We start from the raw sequence: 19,335 nt of genomic DNA on the forward strand, positions 1-19,335 counted from the left end.
GTCCAAGGCGCACTTATGCTTGAAGGGTGATCGAAGCTCGTCATCTGCGGGTGCTGCGCGCCGTCGCCCAGACCGGTTCCTTCTCCGCCGCCGCGCGGGAGCTGGGCTGCACCCAGCCCGCGGTCAGCCAGCAGATGAAGGCCCTGGAGCAGTCCGCCGGGACGCCGCTGCTGGTGCGGACCGGCCGGGAGATGCGGCTGACGCAGGCCGGCCGGGCGCTGGTGCGGCACGCGGCCGGCATCCTGGCGGGGCTGACCGCGGCCGAGGAGGAGGTCGCGGCCATCGCGGGGCTGCGGGCGGGGCGGGTGCGGCTGGTGTCGTTCCCGTCGGGCAGTTCGACGCTGGTGCCGACGGCGTTGGCCAGGATGCGGGCCGCGCACCCGGGGGTCCGGGTGTCATTGGACGAGGCCGAACCGCCGCGCTCGATCGAGCTGTTGCGCAACGGGGACTGCGAGATCGCGCTGGCCTTCCGGTATCCGGAGGTGCGCGGCGCGGACCCGTCCGCCTGCGCGGAGTGGGAGGACCTGGTGGTCCGGCCGGTCCTGTCGGACCGCTTGGTCGGGCTGGTGCCGGACGGCCACCGGCTGGCGCGGGCCGGTGCCGCCCGCTTCGCGGACCTGGCCGACGAGCCGTGGATCGCCGGCTGCCCGCGCTGCCGCACGCATCTGGTCGAGGTCTGCGAGCGGGCCGGTTTCACGCCGCGGATCGACTTCGCCACCGATGACTATCCGGCGGTGATCGGGCTGGTCGGCGCGGGTCTCGGGGTCGCGGCGCTGCCCGAGCTGACGCTGGAGTCGGTGCGCCCCAAGGGGGCGACGGCGGTACGGATGGAGCCGGCCGTGCACCGCGAGATCGTCGCGCTGACGCTGCCGGATCTGGCGCATGTGCCGGCGGTCGGGGCGATGCTGGACCAGCTGGCCCAGGCACCGGGGCGCTGACGGCCGCGGGCCCCGGAGGGGCGGGGTCCCGCGGTGCGTGGTCGTGAGCTACGCAGGAACGTTTCTTCGCTGACTGTTACGGGGCGACGGTCAGGCGCCGGGCATGCTCGCGTGGCCGGGCAACGAGCTCGCCGGGACCATCCGGTGGCGGGCCCGCCCCATGAGCTCCTCGCGCTCGTCCTCGGTGAGGCCGCCCCAGACGCCGTAGGGCTCACGGACGGCCAGCGCATGCGCCGCGCACTGGGCCCGCACGGGGCAGCGCATGCAGACCTCCTTCGCCGACGCCTCCCGCGCGCTGCGGGCCGCCCCTCGCTCGCCCTCGGGGTGGAAGAAGAGCGAGCTGTCCACGCCACGGCAGGCGGCCAGCAGCTGCCAGTCCCAGAGGTCTGCGTTCGGGCCCGGGAGGCGGGAGAAATCTGCCATTGCTTGTCCCCTCGAAAGCGATGCGTATCGGGCTCGGTGCTCACGACGGTACATCTACTGTCTAAGTAGATGTAAATATGACTCATTGCGAATCTAGTCGCAGTCAGCGTGAAAATGGAAGAAACAGAGCCAAATAGGGCATAGGGTGCACGCGCGGATGCCGGCAGCTCAGTGAGTCGTCTGCGTATCCGGCTCCTCACGGAGCGTGCTGAACTCGGTCGCCGAAGCCGTAACTCTTTCGAGTGACCGTCGTTGAGTGTGCGGAGGCGGTTGGCAGAGGTAGCCCTCGGGCAGGTGTCCGAGGAGTTCGTCAATCGCCCAGGTGACGATACGTACCAAGCCTGGAGGCTCAAGGTGACGCGCATCAGCTGCGGAGGGCGGTCATGACATCCGTCCTCGTCTGCGACGACTCCCCGCTTGCCCGAGAGGCGCTCCGACGGGCGGTTGCGACCGTACCCGGCGTCGAGCGCGTGACCACCGCGGCCAATGGCGAGGAGGTTCTCCGCCGCTGGGGGGCCGATCGCTCGGACCTGATCCTGATGGACGTGCGGATGCCCGGCCTCGGCGGGGTCGAGACCGTGCGCCGGCTGCTGTCCGCCGACCCCGGCGCCCGGATCATCATGCTGACCGTGGCCGAGGATCTGGACGGGGTGGCACTGGCGGTCGCCGCCGGTGCCCGCGGTTATCTACACAAGGACGCCTCGCGCGCGGAACTGCGCGCGACGGTGACCCAGGCGTTGGCCGATCCGACGTGGCGGCTCGCCCCGCGCCGGCTGCGGTCCGCCGAGATGGGGGCCGCGCCGACCCTCACGGCCCGGGAGATCCAGGTGTTGGAGGGCATGAGTCACGGCCGCTCCAACGCCGAGATCGGCCGCGAGCTGTTCCTGTCCGAGGACACCGTCAAGACGCACGCGCGGCGCCTGTTCAAGAAACTGGGCGCGTCCGACCGGGCGCACGCGGTGGCGCTCGGCTTCCGCTGGGGCCTGGTCCGCTGAACCGTCGTGACGTGCAGAGATGCGGGGGAATGAAGATCCCCGCCCGCCCTGTGGCGGGCGGGGCGGCATGGCCTCCCGCACTCCGCCCGGTGCCACGGCGGCCCGATTACCCGCGCGGTGCCGCATCCTTGAGGCATGGAGTTCCTCGGGGACGGGTCGGTCGGGCACGAGGGGAGGGCGCACGAGATGACTGCCGGCGCACCTGCCGCGCATAACGCTTCAGTGCACAAGCGTGGACCTGATGCCGCGGATCGTGCGGCGTCAAGGCACCATGGACCGATGCGCGATGACGGGAAGCAGGAGATCGGCGCTCTCGTCGCACGCGCCGTCGAAGGAGACCGGCAGGCCACCCATGACCTGCTGGCCCACGTGCATCCACTCGCCCTGCGCTACTGCCGCACCCGGCTCTCCCGGCTGCCCGGCGACGCCCGGCACTTCGTCGAGGACCTGGCGCAGGAGGTCTGTGTCGCGGTGCTGTGCGCACTGCCCCGCTACCGCGACACCGGCAAGCCCTTCGAGGCGTTCGTCTTCGCGATCGCCGGTCACAAGGTCGCCGATCTGCAGCGGGCCGCGATGCGGCACCCGGGCAGTACGGCGGTGCCGTCGGACGAGATGCCCGAGCAGCCGGACGATTCGCTGGGCCCCGAGGAGCGGGCGCTGCTGAGCAGCGACGCCGAGTGGGCCAAGAAGCTGTTGGCCAATCTGCCCGAGCACCAGCGGGAGCTGGTGCTGTTGCGGGTGGCGGTGGGGCTGACGGCGGAGGAGACCGGGCAGATGCTGGGGATGTCGCCGGGGGCGGTGCGGGTCGCCCAGCACCGGGCGCTGAGCAGGCTGCGGGCGCTGGCCGAGCAGTAGGCCGCGGTGGGTGCGGGGTCGTTTTCCCTGGTGGGCGTTGCCGTCGCGCGGCGGAAAGTCGCCGTAGGAACGTACGGGTGATGAGCCCCTCATGGCTCGTGGGTTTGGACACTCCGCAAGGCCGTTAGCATGGGAGTCCGCGCTGAGGCAAGAGCATTGGGGAAGGTGTCATGAGTGACAACGTCGAGGGTATGCCCGCCAAATTCGCCATGCTCGGGCTGACATACGACGATGTGCTGCTGCTGCCCGGTGCGTCGGAGGTGCTGCCGAACGCCGTGGACACCGCGTCCCGGGTCTCGCGGAACGTGCGGGTGAACATCCCGCTGCTCTCGGCCGCCATGGACAAGGTCACCGAGGCGCGGATGGCGATCGCCATGGCGCGGCAGGGTGGCGCGGGCGTGCTGCACCGCAACCTGTCGATCGAGGACCAGGCCAACCAGGTCGACCTGGTCAAGCGCTCCGAGTCCGGCATGGTCACCGACCCGATCACGGTCCGGCCGGACGCGCCGCTGACGGAGGCGGACGCGCTGTGCGCGAAGTTCCGGATCAGCGGGGTGCCGGTCACCGACGCCGCGGGCAAGCTGCTGGGCATCGTGACCAACCGCGACATGGCCTTCGAGATGGACCGCAGCCGTCAGGTCCGCGAGGTCATGACGCCGATGCCGCTGGTCACCGGCAAGGTCGGCATCTCCGGCGAGGACGCCATCGAGCTGCTGCGCCGCCACAAGATCGAGAAGCTGCCGCTGGTCGACGACGCGGGCGTGCTCAAGGGCCTGATCACGGTCAAGGACTTCGTGAAGGCGGAGAAGTACCCGAACGCGGCCAAGGACGCCGAGGGCCGGCTGATCGTCGGTGCCGCGGTGGGCGTCGGCGACGCGGCGTACGACCGGGCGCAGGCGCTGGTCGAGGCGGGCGCGGACTTCCTGGTCATCGACAGCGCGCACGGTCACAGCCGCGGCATCCTCGACATGATCTCCAAGGTCAAGTCCAACATCAACGTCGATGTGGTCGGCGGCAACGTCGCCACCCGCGACGGCGCCCAGGCGCTGATCGACGCGGGCGTGGACGGCGTGAAGGTCGGCGTCGGCCCCGGTTCGATCTGCACCACGCGGGTGGTCGCCGGTATCGGCGTCCCGCAGGTCACCGCGATCTACGAGGCCGCGAAGGCGTGCCACGCGGCGGACGTGCCGCTGATCGGCGACGGCGGTCTGCAGTTCTCCGGCGACATCGCCAAGGCGATCGCGGCGGGCGCGGACACCGTGATGCTGGGCTCGCTGCTGGCCGGCTGCGAGGAGTCGCCGGGCGAGATGGTCTTCGTCAACGGCAAGCAGTTCAAGTCGTACCGGGGCATGGGCTCGTTGGGCGCGATGCAGTCTCGCGGCCAGGCGCGGTCGTTCTCGAAGGACCGCTACTTCCAGGACAACGTGCTGTCCGAGGACAAGCTGGTGCCGGAGGGCATCGAGGGCCAGGTGCCCTACCGCGGTCCGCTGTCGTCGGTCGCGCACCAGCTCGTCGGCGGTCTGCGGGCCTCCATGGGCTACGTGGGCTCCGCCGACATCCCCGAGCTCAAGGAGAAGGGCCAGTTCGTGCGGATCACCGCGGCGGGTCTGAAGGAGAGCCACCCGCACGACGTGCAGATGGTCACCGAGGCCCCGAACTACGCGCGGAGCTGAACGGCTCTCCGTTAGCGAGTACCGGCCGGATGCGCCCCCAGTCCTCCCCGTCGGGGATACTGGGGGCGTATCCGTAGGAAGGCAGAACCAGTGACTGAGATCGAGATCGGGCGCGGCAAGCGCGGCCGCCGGGCATACGCGTTCGACGACATCGCCGTGGTACCCAGTCGGCGCACCCGCGACCCGAAGGAGGTCTCGATCGCGTGGCAGATCGATGCCTACCGCTTCGAGCTGCCGTTCCTGGCGGCCCCGATGGACTCGGTGGTCTCGCCGCAGACCGCGATCCGCATCGGTGAGCTGGGCGGCCTCGGCGTGCTCAACCTCGAAGGGCTGTGGACCCGTTACGAGGACCCCGAGCCGCTGCTGGCGGAGATCGCGGAGCTGGACGGCGCCACCGCCACCAAGCGGCTCCAGGAGATCTACGCCGCGCCGATCAAGGAGGAGCTGATCGGGCAGCGGATCAAGGAGGTGCGCGAGGCCGGTGTGGTCACCGCCGCGGCGCTCTCCCCGCAGCGCACCGCGCAGTTCTCCAAGGCGGTCGTGGACGCGGGCGTGGACATCTTCGTGATCCGCGGGACGACGGTCTCCGCCGAGCACGTCTCCAGCGCCGCCGAGCCGCTGAACCTCAAGCAGTTCATCTACGAGCTGGACGTGCCGGTCATCGTCGGCGGCTGCGCGACGTACACCGCGGCGCTGCACCTGATGCGGACCGGTGCGGCGGGCGTGCTGGTCGGCTTCGGCGGCGGGGCCGCGCACACCACGCGGAACGTGCTGGGCATCCAGGTGCCGATGGCGACCGCGGTGGCCGATGTGGCGGCCGCCCGCCGGGACTACATGGACGAGTCCGGCGGCCGGTACGTGCACGTGATCGCCGACGGTGGCGTGGGTTACTCCGGCGACCTGCCGAAGGCGATCGCCTGTGGCGCGGACGCGGTGATGATGGGCTCGCCGCTGGCGCGGGCGACGGACGCGCCGGGCCGCGGCCACCACTGGGGCATGGAGGCGGTCCACGAGGACGTGCCGCGCGGCAAGCGGGTCGACCTCGGTGCGGTCGGCACGACGGAGGAGATCCTGTGCGGGCCGTCGACGACGCCGGACGGGACGATGAACTTCTTCGGGGCGCTGCGGCGGGCGATGGCCACGACCGGGTACTCGGAGCTCAAGGAGTTCCAGCGGGTTGAGGTGACGGTCGCGCCGCGACGGTAGCGGCGGTAGCCGCCCCTCCCACGTTTTCGGCTCTCCCGCCGTGGGGGTTGCTCTTTTCGCCTTCGGCGAGGGGGAGTTGGGGCGGGGCCCTGGTTCGTGGTGAGTGACGGGGGCGGCCCTCCTGCTGGGGCCCACCCCGGTGGGAGAGAAGGGAAAGCCCGGCTGCGCGTTGCGCAGCCGGGCTTTGTCGTGGGTGGGGGAGTTACAGGCGGTGGGCGGCGCCGGTGGGGGTGGCGCCTCGGGTGTCCAGGAGGAGTTGGGCCTTGACGGCCAGGCCCTGGAGGTCGTAGGTGCGGTGGGGTTGGAGGAGCACCGTCAGGTCGGCGGCGGAGGCGGCCTCGTAGAGGGAGTCGGCGCGGGGGACGGGGCGGCCGGCGACGTCCCAGTGGGGGACGTGGGGGTCGTGGTAGCTGAGGTGGGCGCCGAGGCGGCGGAGGCGGGCGGCGACCTCGTGGGCGGGGGTGCCGGTGAGGTCGGCGAGGTCGGGCTTGTAGGTGACGCCGAGGAGCAGGATGCGGGCGCCGCGGGCGGACTTGCCGTGTTCGTTGAGGAGGGTGGTGCAGCGCTGGATGACGTAGGCGGGCATCCGGCCGTTGATCTCCTGGGCGAGCTCCACCATGCGCAGCGGTGAGCGCGAACTGCCGTGGGTGGTGGGGTGGTTGGGGTGGAGGGGAGCGGCGTGGCCGCCGACGCCGGGGCCGGGGCGGAAGGACTGGAAGCCGAAGGGCTTGGTCTCGGCACAGCGGATGACGTCCCACAGGTCGACGCCGATCTCGTGGCAGTAGACCGCCATCTCGTTCATCAGGGCGATGTTGATGTGCCGGTAGTTGGTCTCCAGCAGGTGGGCGGTCTCGGCCTCGCGGGGGCCGCGGGCGCGGACGACCTTGTCGGTGAGGCGGCCGTAGAAGGCGGCGGCGGCCTCGGTGCAGGCGGGGGTGAGGCCGCCGATGACCTTGGGGGTGTTGCGGTAGAGGTGGGTGCGGTTGCCGGGGTCGTGGCGGGCGGGGGAGCAGGCGAGGTGGAAGTCGCGGCCGGCGGTGAGGCCGGAGCCGGCCTCCAGCAGCGGGCGCAGGAACTCCTCGGTGGTGCCCGGGTGTCCGGCCGATTCCAGGATGACGGTGGTGTGTGGGCGCAGTCGGGCGGCCAGGGTGCGGGCGGCCTCGGCGAGGGGGGTCAGGTCGGGGGTGCGGTCCTCGCCGGGCGGGGTGGGAGCGCACAGGACGGCGGTGCGGACCCGGCCGAGGGCGGCGGGGTCGCTGGTGGTGCGGAAGCCGGCGGCGAGCAGTCGGCGGATCTCGGCGGCGGAGAGCGGGCCGCCGGTGCCGGCCAGGGCGGCCGCGCGGGGGTCGGGGTCGTAGCCGAGGGTGGCCAGGCCGGCGGCGGTGGCGGCCTGGGCGAGGGGGAGACCCAGGTATCCGAGTCCGATGACGGCGAGGTCTGCGGGCATGCTGCGGCCGTCCTTCCCGAGCGGTGGTTTCAGGTCCCTGCGCGGTGGCCTTCGGGTGTCCGGGCCGGCGGAGGGCGGGCCGACCACCAAAAGGTCATAAGTAGACTAAGCGGACATTTGACCCAGAATGGGTATTGGTGGATCAAGGTGGCGGGGTGTTGCCACCGCGAGCGGACGGTGGTTGCCGGAACGAGGCGCGGACAGAATCGACGGACGGGGGTCCGGCTCCGAATCACAGCGGGAGGCAGTGGTGAAGACAGCGACACTCGGACCGGCGCAGCGCGCCAAGGCACTCACCCAGATGGCGGAGCGAGAACTGGACGTCCTGGTGGTCGGCGGCGGGGTCGTCGGCGCCGGTACGGCGCTGGACGCCGTGACCCGTGGGCTGGACACCGGGCTCGTCGAGGCCCGGGACTGGGCGTCCGGCACCTCCAGCCGGTCGAGCAAGCTCATCCACGGCGGCCTGCGGTACTTGGAGATGCTGGACTTCGCGCTGGTGCGGGAGGCGTTGAAGGAGCGCGGGCTGCTGCTCCAGCGGCTGGCGCCGCATCTGGTCAAGCCGGTGCCGTTCCTGTACCCGCTACAGCACCGCGGGTGGGAGCGCTTCTACGCGGGCTCCGGGGTGGCGCTGTACGACGGGATGTCGGTCTCCTCCGGGCACGGCCGGGGGCTGCCCGTCCACCGGCACCTCTCGCACCGCCGGGCGCTGCGGGTGGCGCCCTGCCTGAAGAAGGACGCGCTGGTGGGTGCGTTGCAGTACTACGACGCGCAGATGGACGACGCGCGCTACGTCGCCACCCTGGTGCGGACCGCGGCCGCCTACGGGGCCCAAGTCGCCAACCGGGCGCGGGTGGTGGGGTTTTTGCGCGAGGGCGAGCGGGTGGTCGGCGCGCGGGTGCAGGACGTCGAGAGCGGGGCGGAGCACGAGATCCGGGCCCGACAGGTCGTCAACGCGACCGGCGTGTGGACCGATGACACCCAGGCGCTCATCGGGGAGCGCGGCCAGTTCCACGTCCGCGCCTCCAAGGGCATCCACCTGGTCGTCCCCAAGGACCGGATCCACTCGACGACCGGGCTGATCCTGCGCACGGAGAAGAGCGTGCTGTTCGTCATCCCCTGGGGGCGGCACTGGATCATCGGCACCACGGACACCGACTGGGACCTGGACAAGGCGCACCCGGCGGCCTCCAGTGCCGACATCGACTACCTGCTGGAGCACGTGAACACGGTGCTGGCCACCCCGTTGACCCGGGACGACGTGCAGGGCGTCTACGCCGGGCTGCGGCCGCTGTTGGCCGGTGAGTCGGACGCCACCAGCAAGCTGTCGCGGGAGCACACCGTCGCGCACCCGGTGCCCGGCCTGGTGGTCATCGCGGGCGGCAAGTACACCACGTACCGGGTGATGGCCAAGGACGCGGTGGACGAGGCGGTGCACGGGCTGGACGCCCGGGTCGCGGAGTGCGTCACCGAGGACGTGCCGCTGGCCGGCGCGGAGGGCTACCGGGCGCTGTGGAACGCGCGGGCCCGGATCGCGGCCCGCACCGGGGTGCACGTGGCCCGTATAGAGCATCTGCTGAACCGTTACGGCTCGCTGACCGAGGAGCTGTTGCAACTGGTGGTGGCCGACCCGACGTTGGGCCGGCCGTTGGCCGCCGCCGACGACTATCTGCGCGCCGAGGTCGTCTACGCCTGCACGCACGAGGGCGCCCGGCACCTCGACGACGTGCTGACCCGGCGCACCCGGATCTCCATCGAGACCTTCGACCGCGGCACCCGCAGCGCCCGGGAGGTGGCCGAGTTGATGGCGCCGGCCCTGGGGTGGGACAGCGCGCAGATCGAGAAGGAGATCGCGCACTACCAGAAGCGGGTGGAGGCGGAGCGCGAGTCGCAGCGTCAGCCGGACGATCTGACGGCGGATGCGGCCCGGTTGGGCGCGCCGGACATCGTGCCGCTGTCGTAGCGGGCGGTTTTCAGGAGTGGCGGGTCCGGGCGGTGCGGGGCGGGCAGAACTCGGCGGTCAGGACGGCGGTGCCGTCGGTGTGGCCGGCCGGGGCGTCGGTGTTGACCCGGTAGCTGACCAGGTGGCGGCCGTCGGCGGTGCCGGCGGTCTGTGCGTAGGAGCCGCTGATGTCGCCGTTGTGGCCCCAGACCGTCACGCCGCAGGGCAGGTGGGTGGCGTAGAGGCCCATGCCGTAGGTGCCGTCGGTGGCCTTCTCGCTGCGGAGTTCGGACATCTGGCGGGGCGCCAGGAGCCTGCCGCCGAGCAGCGCGGCGAAGAACCGGTTGAGGTCGCCGAGGGTGGTGATCATCTCGCCGGCGGCGCCGGCCCGGCTGGGGTCGAAGGCGGTGCTGTCCACCCGGTGGCCGTCGATCCGGGAGTAGCCGCGCCCGTGGGGGGCCGGCAGCGCGGGGCTGTTGCCGGGGAACGAGGTGTCGCGCAGGCCGAACGGGACCAGGATGCGGCGGCGCACCTCCTCGGCGTACGGGTGCCCGGTGACGGCCCGGATGACCAGGCCGAGGACCAGGTAGTTGGTGTTGGAGTAGGCGTAGGCGGTGCCGGGGGTGGCGGTCGGGGGGTGGGCGAGCGCGATCCGCAGCAGCTCGGTCGCGGTGTAGCGGTCGTAGCGGTGGGCGGGGAAGCCGGCGCCGGAGAGCTGGGTGGCGAGGCGGGGGTCGTCGGTGTAGTTGAACAGGCCGCTCGTGTGGTCGAGCAGTTGGCGGACCGTCACCCGGCGCAGGTCGCTCGCGTCGTGCGGTCCGGAGCGCGGGACGCCGGGCGGCAGGTGGTCGGCGGCGCGGTCGTCCAGCGACAGCCGGCCCTCGCCGACGAGTTGCAGGACCACCGTGGCGACCAGGGTCTTGGTGAGGCTGCCCGCCCGGAAGTGGTCCGGGCGGCGCATCTTCCGGCCGCTGCGCAGATCGGCGACGCCGGCCGCGGCGAACCGTGACGCGGACAGGCGGCCGCCGCGGGTGACCAACGAGGCCGCGCCGGGGGCGCCGTCGGCGACCAGGCGGTGCAGCGCGGCCGTCGCCGCGGCCGGCGATCCGGAGGCCCCCGGGGACGGAACGGAGGCGAAGGGAATGCTCGAACACGCCGTCAGGCCCAGGGCGGCCAGGGCGGACAGGGCGGCGCGTGCGAGGGTGCGCGGGGCGGGGCTGAGGGGCAAAAAGAACTCCCGTCGTCGGGGCCATCATGACGGGTGTGCGTGGGCCTCCCGAATCCACCCGGGCCTTCCGCACGGCCGCGGATGAGGGAGAATGAAGGCTCTGCCAGGGTGGGTTGTCCGAGTTGGGCCAGTTTGGCGATCGATGGAGAATCGAGAGTGCCAACTCGGCTGGATTGCAGAGGGGATTCAGTGGGCGACGAGGTCGAGATGGACGGCAAGGAGGGCAGGCTGCTCGCCGGCCGGTACCGGCTCGCCGATGTTCTCGGCCGGGGCGGCATGGGCACCGTCTGGCGGGCCGGCGACGAGGTGCTGGGCCGCACGGTCGCGGTCAAGGAACTGCGCTTCCCCGGCGGGGTCGAGGAGGACGAGAAGCGCCGCCTGATCACCCGCACCCTGCGCGAGGCCAAGGCGATCGCCCGGATCCGCAACAACGGCGCGGTGACGGTCTACGACGTGGTCGACGAGGACGACCGGCCGTGGATCGTGATGGAGCTGGTCGAGGGTCGCTCGCTGGCCGAGGTCATCCGCGACGACGGTGCGCTCACGCCGCGCCGTGCCGCCGAGGTGGGCCTGGCCGTGCTCGACGTGCTGCGCGCCGCCCACGGGCAAGGCATCCTGCACCGCGACGTGAAGCCGTCCAACGTGCTGATCTCCGACGACGGCCGGGTCGTGCTCACCGACTTCGGCATCGCCCAGGTCGAGGGCGACCCGTCGGTGACGTCGACCGGCATGCTGGTCGGCGCGCCCTCGTACATCTCGCCGGAGCGGGCCCGCGGGCAGAAGCCCGGCCCGCCGGCCGACCTGTGGTCGCTGGGCGGCCTGCTGTACGCCTGCGTCGAGGGCTCCCCGCCGTACGACAAGGGGTCGGCGATCGCCACCCTCACCGCGGTGATGACCGAGCCGGTCGAGCCGCCCAAGAGCGCCGGGCCGCTGGAGGACGTGATCTACGGCCTGTTGGTGAAGGACCCGGCGGGCCGGCTGGACGAGGCGGCGGCGCGGGCGCTGCTGCTGGAGGTCATCCACGCGCCCGAGCCCAAGCCGGAGCCGCCGGCGGACGCGACCCGGGCGATGGCGCTGCCCACGGTGCCGGCCGATCCCGCGGAGCGGTCGGCCGCCAAGCCCGCCAAGACCACCAGGCCCGTCAAGGGCGCGGCCACGTCCCGGGCGCCGAAGAAGCCGAAGGCGCGGCCGGCGGCCGGGGCTGCCGCGGCGGGCGGCGCGGCGGCGGAAGTGGCGCAGGAGGCGCGCCAGGCGCCGAACGGGGCGCGGAAGGACGGCGGTTCGGGCGGTGGCTCGGGCGGCGCGGCGGCGGCCCGGACGTCCGGCAAGGAGCCGGCCGCGACGCGGCAGACCGCTGGGAGGGCGCAGGAGAACGGCTCGCCGGCCCGCTCCGGGTTCGACGCCGACGCCGCCAAGGAGCGGGTGCGCGCCGCGCTGACGTCGGTGCGGAACGCCGCGGCCGCGGTGCGGTCGGAGTCCAGACCCGGCGACGGGGACGGCCGTCCCGCCCCGCCGCGCGCGTCGGTGACCGATGTCGTCCCGCGCCGCACGCTGATCGTCGGAGTGGTCGTGGTCGTCATCGTCCTCGGGACGCTGCTGGCCCTGGCGTTCAGCAACGGCGACGGCGGCGACTCCGCCAAGAAGAGCGGCGCCTCGGCGGCCGCCAGCACGCCCGCGACCGAGTCGGCCGCGGCCAGCAACGACGCGGGCACCGACGGCACGGGCGCGCCCGGCGGTCGGACGCCGGGCGGCCGGGACGGCAAGCCCGGCGCCGGGAAGAAGGACGGGGCGGCGCTCCCGGACGGCTATGCGCAGGTCGCCAACGGCGGCTTCCACTTCACGATGGCGATGCCCAAGGGCTTCCGGCAGACCGCCACCGCCGGCTCGAACTCCGGTGCCATCTACAGCACTTCCGGCGGCTTCCCGCGGGTCCAGGTCGACTTCAACGACTCGCCGGGCAAGGACGCCGCGGCGTCCTGGCGCGCCCTGGAGCCCAGCGTGGCCAGCTCCAGCGACTCGTACCACCTGCTCGGCATCAAGTCGGTGGACTGGCGCGGCTATCCGACCGTCGCGGACTGGTCGTTCACCCGCCACCAGAACGGCGAGGACGTGCGGGTCCTCAACCGCGGCTTCCGCGCCGACGACCACCACGGCTACGCCATCATGATCACCTGCAAGGCGGACGCCTGGGACGACGCGGAGTGCCGGCAGCTGCGCGACACCGCGTTCCGGACCTTCGCGGTGCGGGACTGAGCCACTGCCCGGTTGACTCTTCGTAAGGCTGACCTTTCGTAGGGCTGACCCGCCGACGGCGTAGGTGCCCGCGGCCCACCTCACCGCCGCGGGGCGGACACCTGCGCGCGGCGCGGCCCGGCGGGCTCAACTGTCAGTGCCGCGCCGTATCGTGAGAAGTCCACTGCCGGTCCGCATCCCACAGCGGCCGGGACGGCACGCTGAGGGGAGGCGCGTCGTGGAGCAGCATCCGAGGGGGGCGCACCCCTCGCCGTCCGGGTTTCAGGGGCGCATGCTCGCCGAGCGTTATCGCCTGTCCGCGCCGCCCGGTGACGAGGCGTCCTACGGGGAGGCGTCCGCCGGACACAGCGGCGCGATCCGGGCGTTCGACACCTACAGCGGGCAGGCCGTGGCCGTCCGTCAGGTGCCGCTGCCGGAGGTGGTGGAGGCCGAGGTGCCGGCCGCGGACGGGGAGTTCGCGGACGGGCGGTTCACGGACGGCGCCTTCGCGGACGGGCGGGCCAAGGACGGTTTCGGCGGCGGTGGCCGCGGGGCGCTCGGCCCGGGCGCCCCGGCGGGCGCCGACCGCACCCCCCGGGACCCGGCCGTCCGCCGCGCTCTTGGGGCCGCCACGGCCGCCGCCCAACTCCCCGACCACCCGCTGCTGGACCAGGTCTTCGATGTCTTCGCGCAGGACGGCAGCCTGTGGATCGTCGGCGAACTCCTGCCCGCCCGCCCGCTGTCCGCGCTGCTCGACGGGCGGACGCTGAGCCCGCACCGCGCCGCGGAGATCGCCGCCGACCTGCTGACCGCGCTGCGCGCCCTGCACGCACACGGCTGGAGCCACCACAACGTCACCGCCGACACGGTCCTGGTCTGCGACGACGGCCGGGCCGTGCTGACGGGGCTGGCGGTCGGCGCGGCCCAGGAGGCGCTGTGCGGGTACGACCCGATGCCCAAGGAGCCGGCGGCGGCGGTGGTTTCGCTGGTCAAGGCGGGCGGCGGCGGGGAGACGGTCGTCGAGGGCGCGGCAGAGGGCGTGGGCGCGGGGTTGACCGGGCTCGCCGCCGAGCGGGCCCGGCAGGCGCGGCTGGCGATGGTCGGCCCGGTCACCGAGCGCTGGGCGCCGGAGCGGGCCGGGCCGGTGGGCGACGAGGAGCCGGCGGGGCCGGCCGCCGATCTGTGGGCGGTGGGTGCCCTGTTGTTCCGCGCGGTGCAGGGCCGGCCGCCGTTCCCGGAGGAGAGCGCCGCCGAGCTGGTCCGGCTGGTGGGCGCGCGGCCGCCCGCCGAGGCCGGGGAGGCCGGGGCGCTGCGCCCGCTCATCGAGGAGCTGCTGTGCCGGGATCCGGCCGGGCGGCCGGCGGCCGAGGAGTTGCGCGGCCGGCTGCGGGCGCTGGTGCGGACGGCGCCGGAGCCCGATCTGGGCCGCCGGCTGGTGACCCTGCCGGCGCTGGAGGGGCCCGCGGACCCGCGCCGGCTGCCGATCCTTAGGCGCCGGGGCGAACTGGTCCGCCAGCGGCGGCCGAAGCGGTTCCGGGGCGGTCTCGAACGGCCGGGGGGCGCCCCCGTGGGCCGGGCGGCGACCGCGCCCCGGCCGCGGTCCGCGCCGCCCCGGTCGGCCAAGACCCCCCGCTCCGGCGGGCGTTCGACCGCCTGGGCACCGGAGTCCGCTGAGCTGCTGGGGCAGGTCGGGGTCGGGCCGGTGCCGCAGCGGGCGCGCGGGGGGCGGGGGCCGCGGGCGCCGCGCAGCCTGGGGCGGGTGCTGCTCGCCGCGATCCTGCTGATGGTGGTGGCCGGGATCGCCTACGCCATGGTGTTCCTGCCCAAGTCCGGGGCGGACGCGGCGGGTGGGCCGTCCGGCGCGGACCTCTCCGGCAGCTCTGGCACCACCCCCGGCAGCAGCCCCGCCCCCTCGCCCGGCCAGGGCGACGGCACCGACGGCAAGGGCGCCGGCCGCACGCCGGGCTCCGGCGAGCCACAGACCACCGCCCCCGGGACGGTCGCCCCGGGGTTCGAACTCCGCACGGACCCCGCCGGGTTCCGGATCGCGGTGCGCAAGGGCTGGCAGCGCAGCCCCGGCACGGACCACGGCCGGGTGCACTACGCCGGCGGGGGCTACCAGCTGCTGGTGGTCCCCGGCCGCGACGCCACCGCGCAGTTCGGCACCGACCCGTCGGCCTACCAGCAGGACACCGAGCCCGAGTTGGCGGCCTACCGCGCCGCCAGCTGGTCGGAGATATCCGGGCAGCGGCGCATCGACGTGGGGCAGACGGCGATGGCCGAGGCCACCTTCACCTGGAAGGACGGCGACGGCCGCCCGGTCTACGCCCGCAACCTCGCGATGATCCGCGACGGCCGCTACCACGTCGTCCTGGTCATGGGCCCCCAGTCCGGCCGGGCCGAGGTGGACCGGCTGTACGCGGAGGCGAGCAGCTCCTATCAGCCCAAGTAGCCGGTTGCACGGCCTGATGGGGGTGCTGCGGTGGCGTCCGCGGTCCGTCTTCCCCCGGACCGGCGGCCGGTCCCGCCGAACCGCTCCCGCAGCTCCTGCTTGAGCACCTTGCGCAGGGTCGCGCCGCGCGGCAGTTCCGGGAGCACCTCCAGCCGTTCCGGCAGTTTGTGCCGGGCGAGCCCCTGGGCGAGCAGATGGGAGACGACGGCGCTGAGCGTCAACGCGCCCGCCCCCGGGGGCTGTTCGACCACGGCGCAGACCAGCTCCCCGCGTTCCGGGTCCGGCAGCCCGACGACCGCGGCGTCGGCGATGTCCGGATGCCGGTAGAGGAGGTCCTCGACCTCCCGGGCGGAGATGTTCTCGCCCTTGCGGATGATGATGTCCTTCAGGCGGCCGGTGATCACCAGGTGGCCGGTGGGGGTGAGGCGGCCGGTGTCGCCGGTGCGCAGGAAGCCGTCGGCGTCGAACGGCCCGGGCTCGTCCAGGTAGCCGCGGCAGACGGCCGGGCCGCGCAGCAGTATCTCCCCGTTCCCGGGCGCGATCTTGATCTCCATGCCGGCGGGTGGGCGCCCGTCGGTGGTGGCCAGCAGTTCGGCGTCGTCGCGCGGGTCGCCCATGGTGACCATCGGGGCCTCGGTGAGGGCGTAGCCGTGGGTGAGCTGGCAGCCCAGTTCGGCCACCACCTCGTGGTACAGCGCGGGCGGCAGGGGGGCGCCGCCCCCGGCTAGCAGTCGCAGGTCCGGCAACAGCCGCCGGCCGGCGGGGAGTTTGCGCTGCTCGGCGAGGAAGAGGGAGTAGAAGGCGGTGGAGCCGCCGGCGACGGTGACCCGGTGGCGGCGGTAGGGGGCCAGGGCGGCGGGCAGCGCGAAGTGCTCCAGCAGGACGGCCGGGATGCCGTGCCGGAGCAGCATCACGGTGTAGTCGGGGCCGGCGACATGGGCGTACGGGAAGGCCATCGAGCCGACGTCGGCGGGGCCCAGGCGGAGTGCGACGGCCAGGCACTCGCCGGCGGTGCGCAGGCTGCGGTCGGTGTGCAGCACGCCGCGCGGGGCGGCGGTGGTCCCGGAGGTCCAGTAGATCCAGCGGGGTGCGTCGGGGTCGGTGGGCGGCGGGGGTAGGGCGGCCGGGTCGCCGTCCGGCAGGACGTCGTACGCCTCGATGACGCGGGGTGGCACGGGGAGTTGGCGGGCCAGGCGGTGCGCCATCGCGGTGTGGTCGACGCTGCGCCGGGTGCCGGGGACGAGGACGAAGGCGGCGCGGGTGCGGCGCAGCACCTGGCCCAGTTCGTGGTCGCGGTAGAGCGGCAGGACCGGGCTCTGCACCGCGCCGAGCCGGGCCAGGGCCAGGCTGATCAGCACCGTTTCGATGCGGGTGGGCAGTTGCCAGACGACCCGGCTGCCGGGCCCGACGCCGCGCGCGGCCAGCCCGGCGGCGACCCGTTCGGCGCGCCCGCGCAGCGCGCCGAAGGTGATCCGGCGCTCGTCCCGGGCGGCCGGAGCGCCCTGGACGAGGGCGAGGGCGTCGGGCGTACGGGCGGCGCGCCAGGCGACCAGGTTCCACAGGGTGCTGCCGGTCATCGCGCCCTCCACGACAGGCACAGCGGTTATTTGACGCTTCGTCAGATGGCCCCCCGAGCGTACGACCCGACGTCTTGTCGGGCCAGGGGGGCGGGGCTAGCCTGGGGTCGACTCATCAATCTGACACTCAGTCAGATATTCGGGGTGCGGCCGATCGATGCGGGCGAGGGGACACAGTGGACCTCAGTGACACCGAGGAGGAGGAAGCCTTCCGTTCCCGGCTGCGGGCCTGGCTCGCCGAGGTGCTGCCCGAGCTGCCGCCCAAGCCGGCGGCCACCGACTGGCCCGGCCGGCGGGCGTACGACGCGGCCTGGCAACGGATGTTGTACGAGGCCGGGTACGCCGGGTTGCACTGGCCGGTCGACGCCGGAGGGCGGGGCGCCACCCCGACCCAGCACCTGATCTTCCTGGAGGAGACCGAGCGGGCCGGCGCCCCGTACGTCGGCGCCAACTTCGTCGGACTGCTGCACGCCGGCCCCACCATCGCCGCCGAGGGCACCGCCGCCCAGCGGGCCCGCTGGCTGCCGCCGATCCTGCGCGGCGAGGAGATCTGGTGCCAGGGCTTCAGCGAGCCGGAGGCCGGCTCCGACCTGGCCGCGCTGCGCACCCGGGCGGTCCGGGACGGCGACGACTACGTGGTGACCGGCGCCAAGCTCTGGACCTCGCACGCCGAGGTCGCCGACTGGTGCGAACTGCTCGTCCGCACCGACCCGGACGCCCCCCGGCACCGCGGCATCAGCTGGTTGGCGATGCCGATGGACGCCCCCGGGGTGACGGTGCGGCCGCTGCGGACGCCGGCCGGCTCCACGGAGTTCGCCGAGGTCTTCCTCGACGAGGTCCGGATCCCGGTTGCCAACCGCATCGGCGCCGAGCACGACGGCTGGCGGGTGACGATGGTGACGCTCTCCTTCGAGCGCGGCACCGCCTTCGTCGGCGAGGTGGTGGCCTGCCGCCGGGTGCTCGCCGAACTGGCCCGCGCCGCTCGCGCGGGCGGTCGCTGGGGCGACGCGGTGCTCCGCCGCCGACTGGGCCGGCTGAACGCCGAGTTCGCCGCGCTGTGGCGGCTGACCCAGTGGAACGTCAGCGAGGGGCAGCGCACCGGCGGCGTCCCCGGCACCGGCGGCTCGGTCTTCAAGCTGCGCTACTCGCACGCCCGCCAGGAGCTCTACGACGCGGCCGCCGAGGTGCTCGGCGGCCGGGCGTTGGACGCCGACCACCCCTGGGTCACCGACCGGCTCTCCGCCCTGGCGTACACCATCGCCGCGGGCACCTCGCAGATCCAACGGAACATCGTCGCCGAGCGGATCCTCGGCCTGCCGAAGGGGCGGTGAGGCGCGGGTGCGCTTCCAACTCGACGCGGACCAGCGGGCGTTGCGGGACGGCACCCGGGAGCTGCTGGCCGGCCGCTTCGACCGGGACCGGCTGCGCGCGGCCGTCGACGCCCCGGCGCTGGACCGCGGGCTGTGGCGGGAGCTGGCCGACGCCGGGTTCTTCGCGCTGCGACTGTCGGAGGCCGACGGCGGGGTCGGACTGGGGCTGCCGGAGGCGGTCTTGGTCTTCGAGGAGGCCGGCCGGGCGCTGCTGCCGGGGCCGTTGGTGGCCGGGCTGCTGCTGGCGGGGGTGGTGGACGGGGCGGCCACCGGCGAGCGGATCGTCGGGCTGTGCGACGCCGCGGGCGACCCGGTGTACTGGGAACACCCGGACGACTGCGAGGCGTTGGTGCTCCTGGAGGCGGGGGAGCCGGGCCGTGCCGGGCGGGCCTACCGCTGCGCACCCGCCGAGGTCGGCCGCGCCCCGGTCACCTCCGTCGACCCGCTGACCCCGCTGGCCCGCGTCCTCGACCCGCCGCGCACCGCCCCGCTCGCCGGTCTGGACGCGGCCCGGCTGCGCCGGGAGGCGGCGCTGCTGACCGCCGCCCAGCAACTGGGCAGCGCGGCCCGCACGGTGGAGCTGGCCGTCGAGCACGCCCGCCGGCGCACCCAGTTCGGCGCGGCCATCGGCTCGTTCCAGGCGGTGCAGCACCTGTGCGCGGAGATGCTGGTCCGCGCCGAGGTGGCCCGGGCCGCGGTCTATGCGGCGGCGGTCACCGGGGACGCCCTCGACGCCGTGGGCGCCAAGCTGTTGGCGGACCAGGCCGCGGTGCGCAACGCCCAAGACTGCCTCCAGGTGCACGGCGGGATCGGCTTCACCTGGGAGGCCGATGTCCATCTGCACCTGAAACGGGCCTGGTTGCGGGCCGAGAGCTGGGGTGGTGCGCGGGAGGCGGAGGAGCGGCTGGCGGACGCCTTGGTGAGGGAGTGACGGAGCGTGTCGGCGTTCGCCGTTGCTCACGGAGCGTCGCATGGACGGCGATGTCAGACTCTGGCACCC

Annotated in this window: 14 protein-coding genes; 10 read left to right on the plus strand and 4 right to left on the minus strand. The window is 73.8% G+C overall.

Features of this window, described 5'->3' with window-relative positions; translation table 11 throughout:
• The first annotated feature begins 26 nt into the window (after positions 1 to 26).
• Entirely contained in the window at positions 27 to 938 is a 912-nt protein-coding gene (locus ACFVFQ_RS09375; protein WP_383411339.1) for a LysR family transcriptional regulator, read from the plus strand.
• Positions 939 to 1,028: 90 nt separating this feature from the next.
• Here the strand turns inward: ACFVFQ_RS09375 and ACFVFQ_RS09380 are convergent, their stop codons facing one another.
• Positions 1,029 to 1,361 carry a WhiB family transcriptional regulator gene (locus ACFVFQ_RS09380; RefSeq protein ID WP_016571318.1) on the minus strand — a complete coding sequence of 111 codons (333 nt, stop codon included), beginning with the start codon at positions 1,359 to 1,361 and terminating at the stop codon, positions 1,029 to 1,031.
• Between the two features lie 383 nt (positions 1,362 to 1,744).
• Between ACFVFQ_RS09380 and ACFVFQ_RS09385 the strand changes: the two genes are divergently transcribed.
• The 4 genes from ACFVFQ_RS09385 (at position 1,745) to ACFVFQ_RS09400 (ending at position 6,090) form a co-directional block, all read left to right on the plus strand.
• Entirely contained in the window at positions 1,745 to 2,356 is a 612-nt protein-coding gene (locus ACFVFQ_RS09385; RefSeq protein ID WP_003948568.1) for a response regulator transcription factor, read from the plus strand.
• A 279-nt stretch (positions 2,357 to 2,635) separates the two neighbouring features.
• Positions 2,636 to 3,211 (plus strand): sigma-70 family RNA polymerase sigma factor, encoded by a 576-nt coding sequence (locus ACFVFQ_RS09390; protein WP_274915114.1) that lies wholly within the window; start codon positions 2,636 to 2,638, stop codon positions 3,209 to 3,211.
• 170 nt (positions 3,212 to 3,381) lie between these two features.
• Positions 3,382 to 4,884 carry an IMP dehydrogenase gene (gene guaB, locus ACFVFQ_RS09395; RefSeq protein ID WP_383411344.1) on the plus strand — a complete coding sequence of 501 codons (1,503 nt, stop codon included), beginning with the start codon at positions 3,382 to 3,384 and terminating at the stop codon, positions 4,882 to 4,884.
• A 90-nt stretch (positions 4,885 to 4,974) separates the two neighbouring features.
• Positions 4,975 to 6,090, plus strand: coding sequence for a GuaB3 family IMP dehydrogenase-related protein (locus tag ACFVFQ_RS09400; RefSeq protein WP_039635462.1), 1,116 nt, complete (start codon positions 4,975 to 4,977; stop codon positions 6,088 to 6,090).
• Between the two features lie 202 nt (positions 6,091 to 6,292).
• Here the strand turns inward: ACFVFQ_RS09400 and ACFVFQ_RS09405 are convergent, their stop codons facing one another.
• A complete protein-coding gene (locus tag ACFVFQ_RS09405; RefSeq protein WP_383411347.1) occupies positions 6,293 to 7,537 on the minus strand; it encodes a nucleotide sugar dehydrogenase in 1,245 nt (414 codons plus the stop codon).
• Between the two features lie 250 nt (positions 7,538 to 7,787).
• On the opposite strand from ACFVFQ_RS09405, the gene ACFVFQ_RS09410 reads away from it, so the two are divergent.
• Positions 7,788 to 9,497 (plus strand): glycerol-3-phosphate dehydrogenase/oxidase, encoded by a 1,710-nt coding sequence (locus tag ACFVFQ_RS09410; protein WP_383411350.1) that lies wholly within the window; start codon positions 7,788 to 7,790, stop codon positions 9,495 to 9,497.
• Positions 9,498 to 9,507: 10 nt separating this feature from the next.
• On the opposite strand, the gene ACFVFQ_RS09415 is transcribed toward ACFVFQ_RS09410, so the two are convergent.
• Positions 9,508 to 10,704 carry a serine hydrolase domain-containing protein gene (locus tag ACFVFQ_RS09415; protein WP_383411353.1) on the minus strand — a complete coding sequence of 399 codons (1,197 nt, stop codon included), beginning with the start codon at positions 10,702 to 10,704 and terminating at the stop codon, positions 9,508 to 9,510.
• Positions 10,705 to 10,893: 189 nt separating this feature from the next.
• Between ACFVFQ_RS09415 and ACFVFQ_RS09420 the strand changes: the two genes are divergently transcribed.
• Both ACFVFQ_RS09420 and ACFVFQ_RS09425 read left to right on the plus strand, forming a co-directional pair.
• Positions 10,894 to 12,957 (plus strand): protein kinase, encoded by a 2,064-nt coding sequence (locus tag ACFVFQ_RS09420; protein ID WP_383411355.1) that lies wholly within the window; start codon positions 10,894 to 10,896, stop codon positions 12,955 to 12,957.
• Positions 12,958 to 13,228: 271 nt separating this feature from the next.
• The gene (locus ACFVFQ_RS09425; RefSeq protein WP_383411358.1) at positions 13,229 to 15,388 is read left to right on the plus strand and encodes a hypothetical protein; all 2,160 of its coding nucleotides are present in this window, start codon (positions 13,229 to 13,231) and stop codon (positions 15,386 to 15,388) included.
• Here the strand turns inward: ACFVFQ_RS09425 and ACFVFQ_RS09430 are convergent.
• A complete protein-coding gene (locus ACFVFQ_RS09430; RefSeq protein ID WP_383411361.1) occupies positions 15,376 to 16,965 on the minus strand; it encodes a class I adenylate-forming enzyme family protein in 1,590 nt (529 codons plus the stop codon). The two genes, ACFVFQ_RS09425 and ACFVFQ_RS09430, sit on opposite strands and share 13 nt — an antisense overlap.
• A gap of 176 nt (positions 16,966 to 17,141) precedes the next feature.
• On the opposite strand from ACFVFQ_RS09430, the gene ACFVFQ_RS09435 reads away from it, so the two are divergent.
• Positions 17,142 to 18,296, plus strand: coding sequence for an acyl-CoA dehydrogenase family protein (locus ACFVFQ_RS09435; protein ID WP_383411364.1), 1,155 nt, complete (start codon positions 17,142 to 17,144; stop codon positions 18,294 to 18,296).
• A gap of 7 nt (positions 18,297 to 18,303) precedes the next feature.
• Complete coding sequence (locus tag ACFVFQ_RS09440) at positions 18,304 to 19,266, plus strand: acyl-CoA dehydrogenase family protein (protein WP_383411367.1); 963 nt, start codon at positions 18,304 to 18,306, stop codon at positions 19,264 to 19,266.
• Positions 19,267 to 19,335 lie beyond the last annotated feature (69 nt).

The organism is Streptomyces sp. NPDC057743, from assembly GCF_042798755.1.
Lineage (GTDB): Bacteria > Actinomycetota > Actinomycetes > Streptomycetales > Streptomycetaceae > Streptomyces.

Excerpts from the sequence above, each read along its gene's own strand:
- ACFVFQ_RS09380 (WP_016571318.1), bottom strand. The coding sequence starts at position 1,361 with ATGGCAGATTTCTCCCGCCTCCCGGGCCCGAACGCAGACCTCTGGGAC.
- ACFVFQ_RS09385 (WP_003948568.1), top strand. The coding sequence starts at position 1,745 with ATGACATCCGTCCTCGTCTGCGACGACTCCCCGCTTGCCCGAGAGGCG.
- ACFVFQ_RS09390 (WP_274915114.1), top strand. The coding sequence starts at position 2,636 with ATGCGCGATGACGGGAAGCAGGAGATCGGCGCTCTCGTCGCACGCGCC.
- guaB (WP_383411344.1), top strand. The coding sequence starts at position 3,382 with ATGAGTGACAACGTCGAGGGTATGCCCGCCAAATTCGCCATGCTCGGG.
- ACFVFQ_RS09405 (WP_383411347.1), bottom strand. The coding sequence starts at position 7,537 with ATGCCCGCAGACCTCGCCGTCATCGGACTCGGATACCTGGGTCTCCCC.
- ACFVFQ_RS09425 (WP_383411358.1), top strand. The coding sequence starts at position 13,229 with ATGCTCGCCGAGCGTTATCGCCTGTCCGCGCCGCCCGGTGACGAGGCG.
- ACFVFQ_RS09430 (WP_383411361.1), bottom strand. The coding sequence starts at position 16,965 with ATGACCGGCAGCACCCTGTGGAACCTGGTCGCCTGGCGCGCCGCCCGT.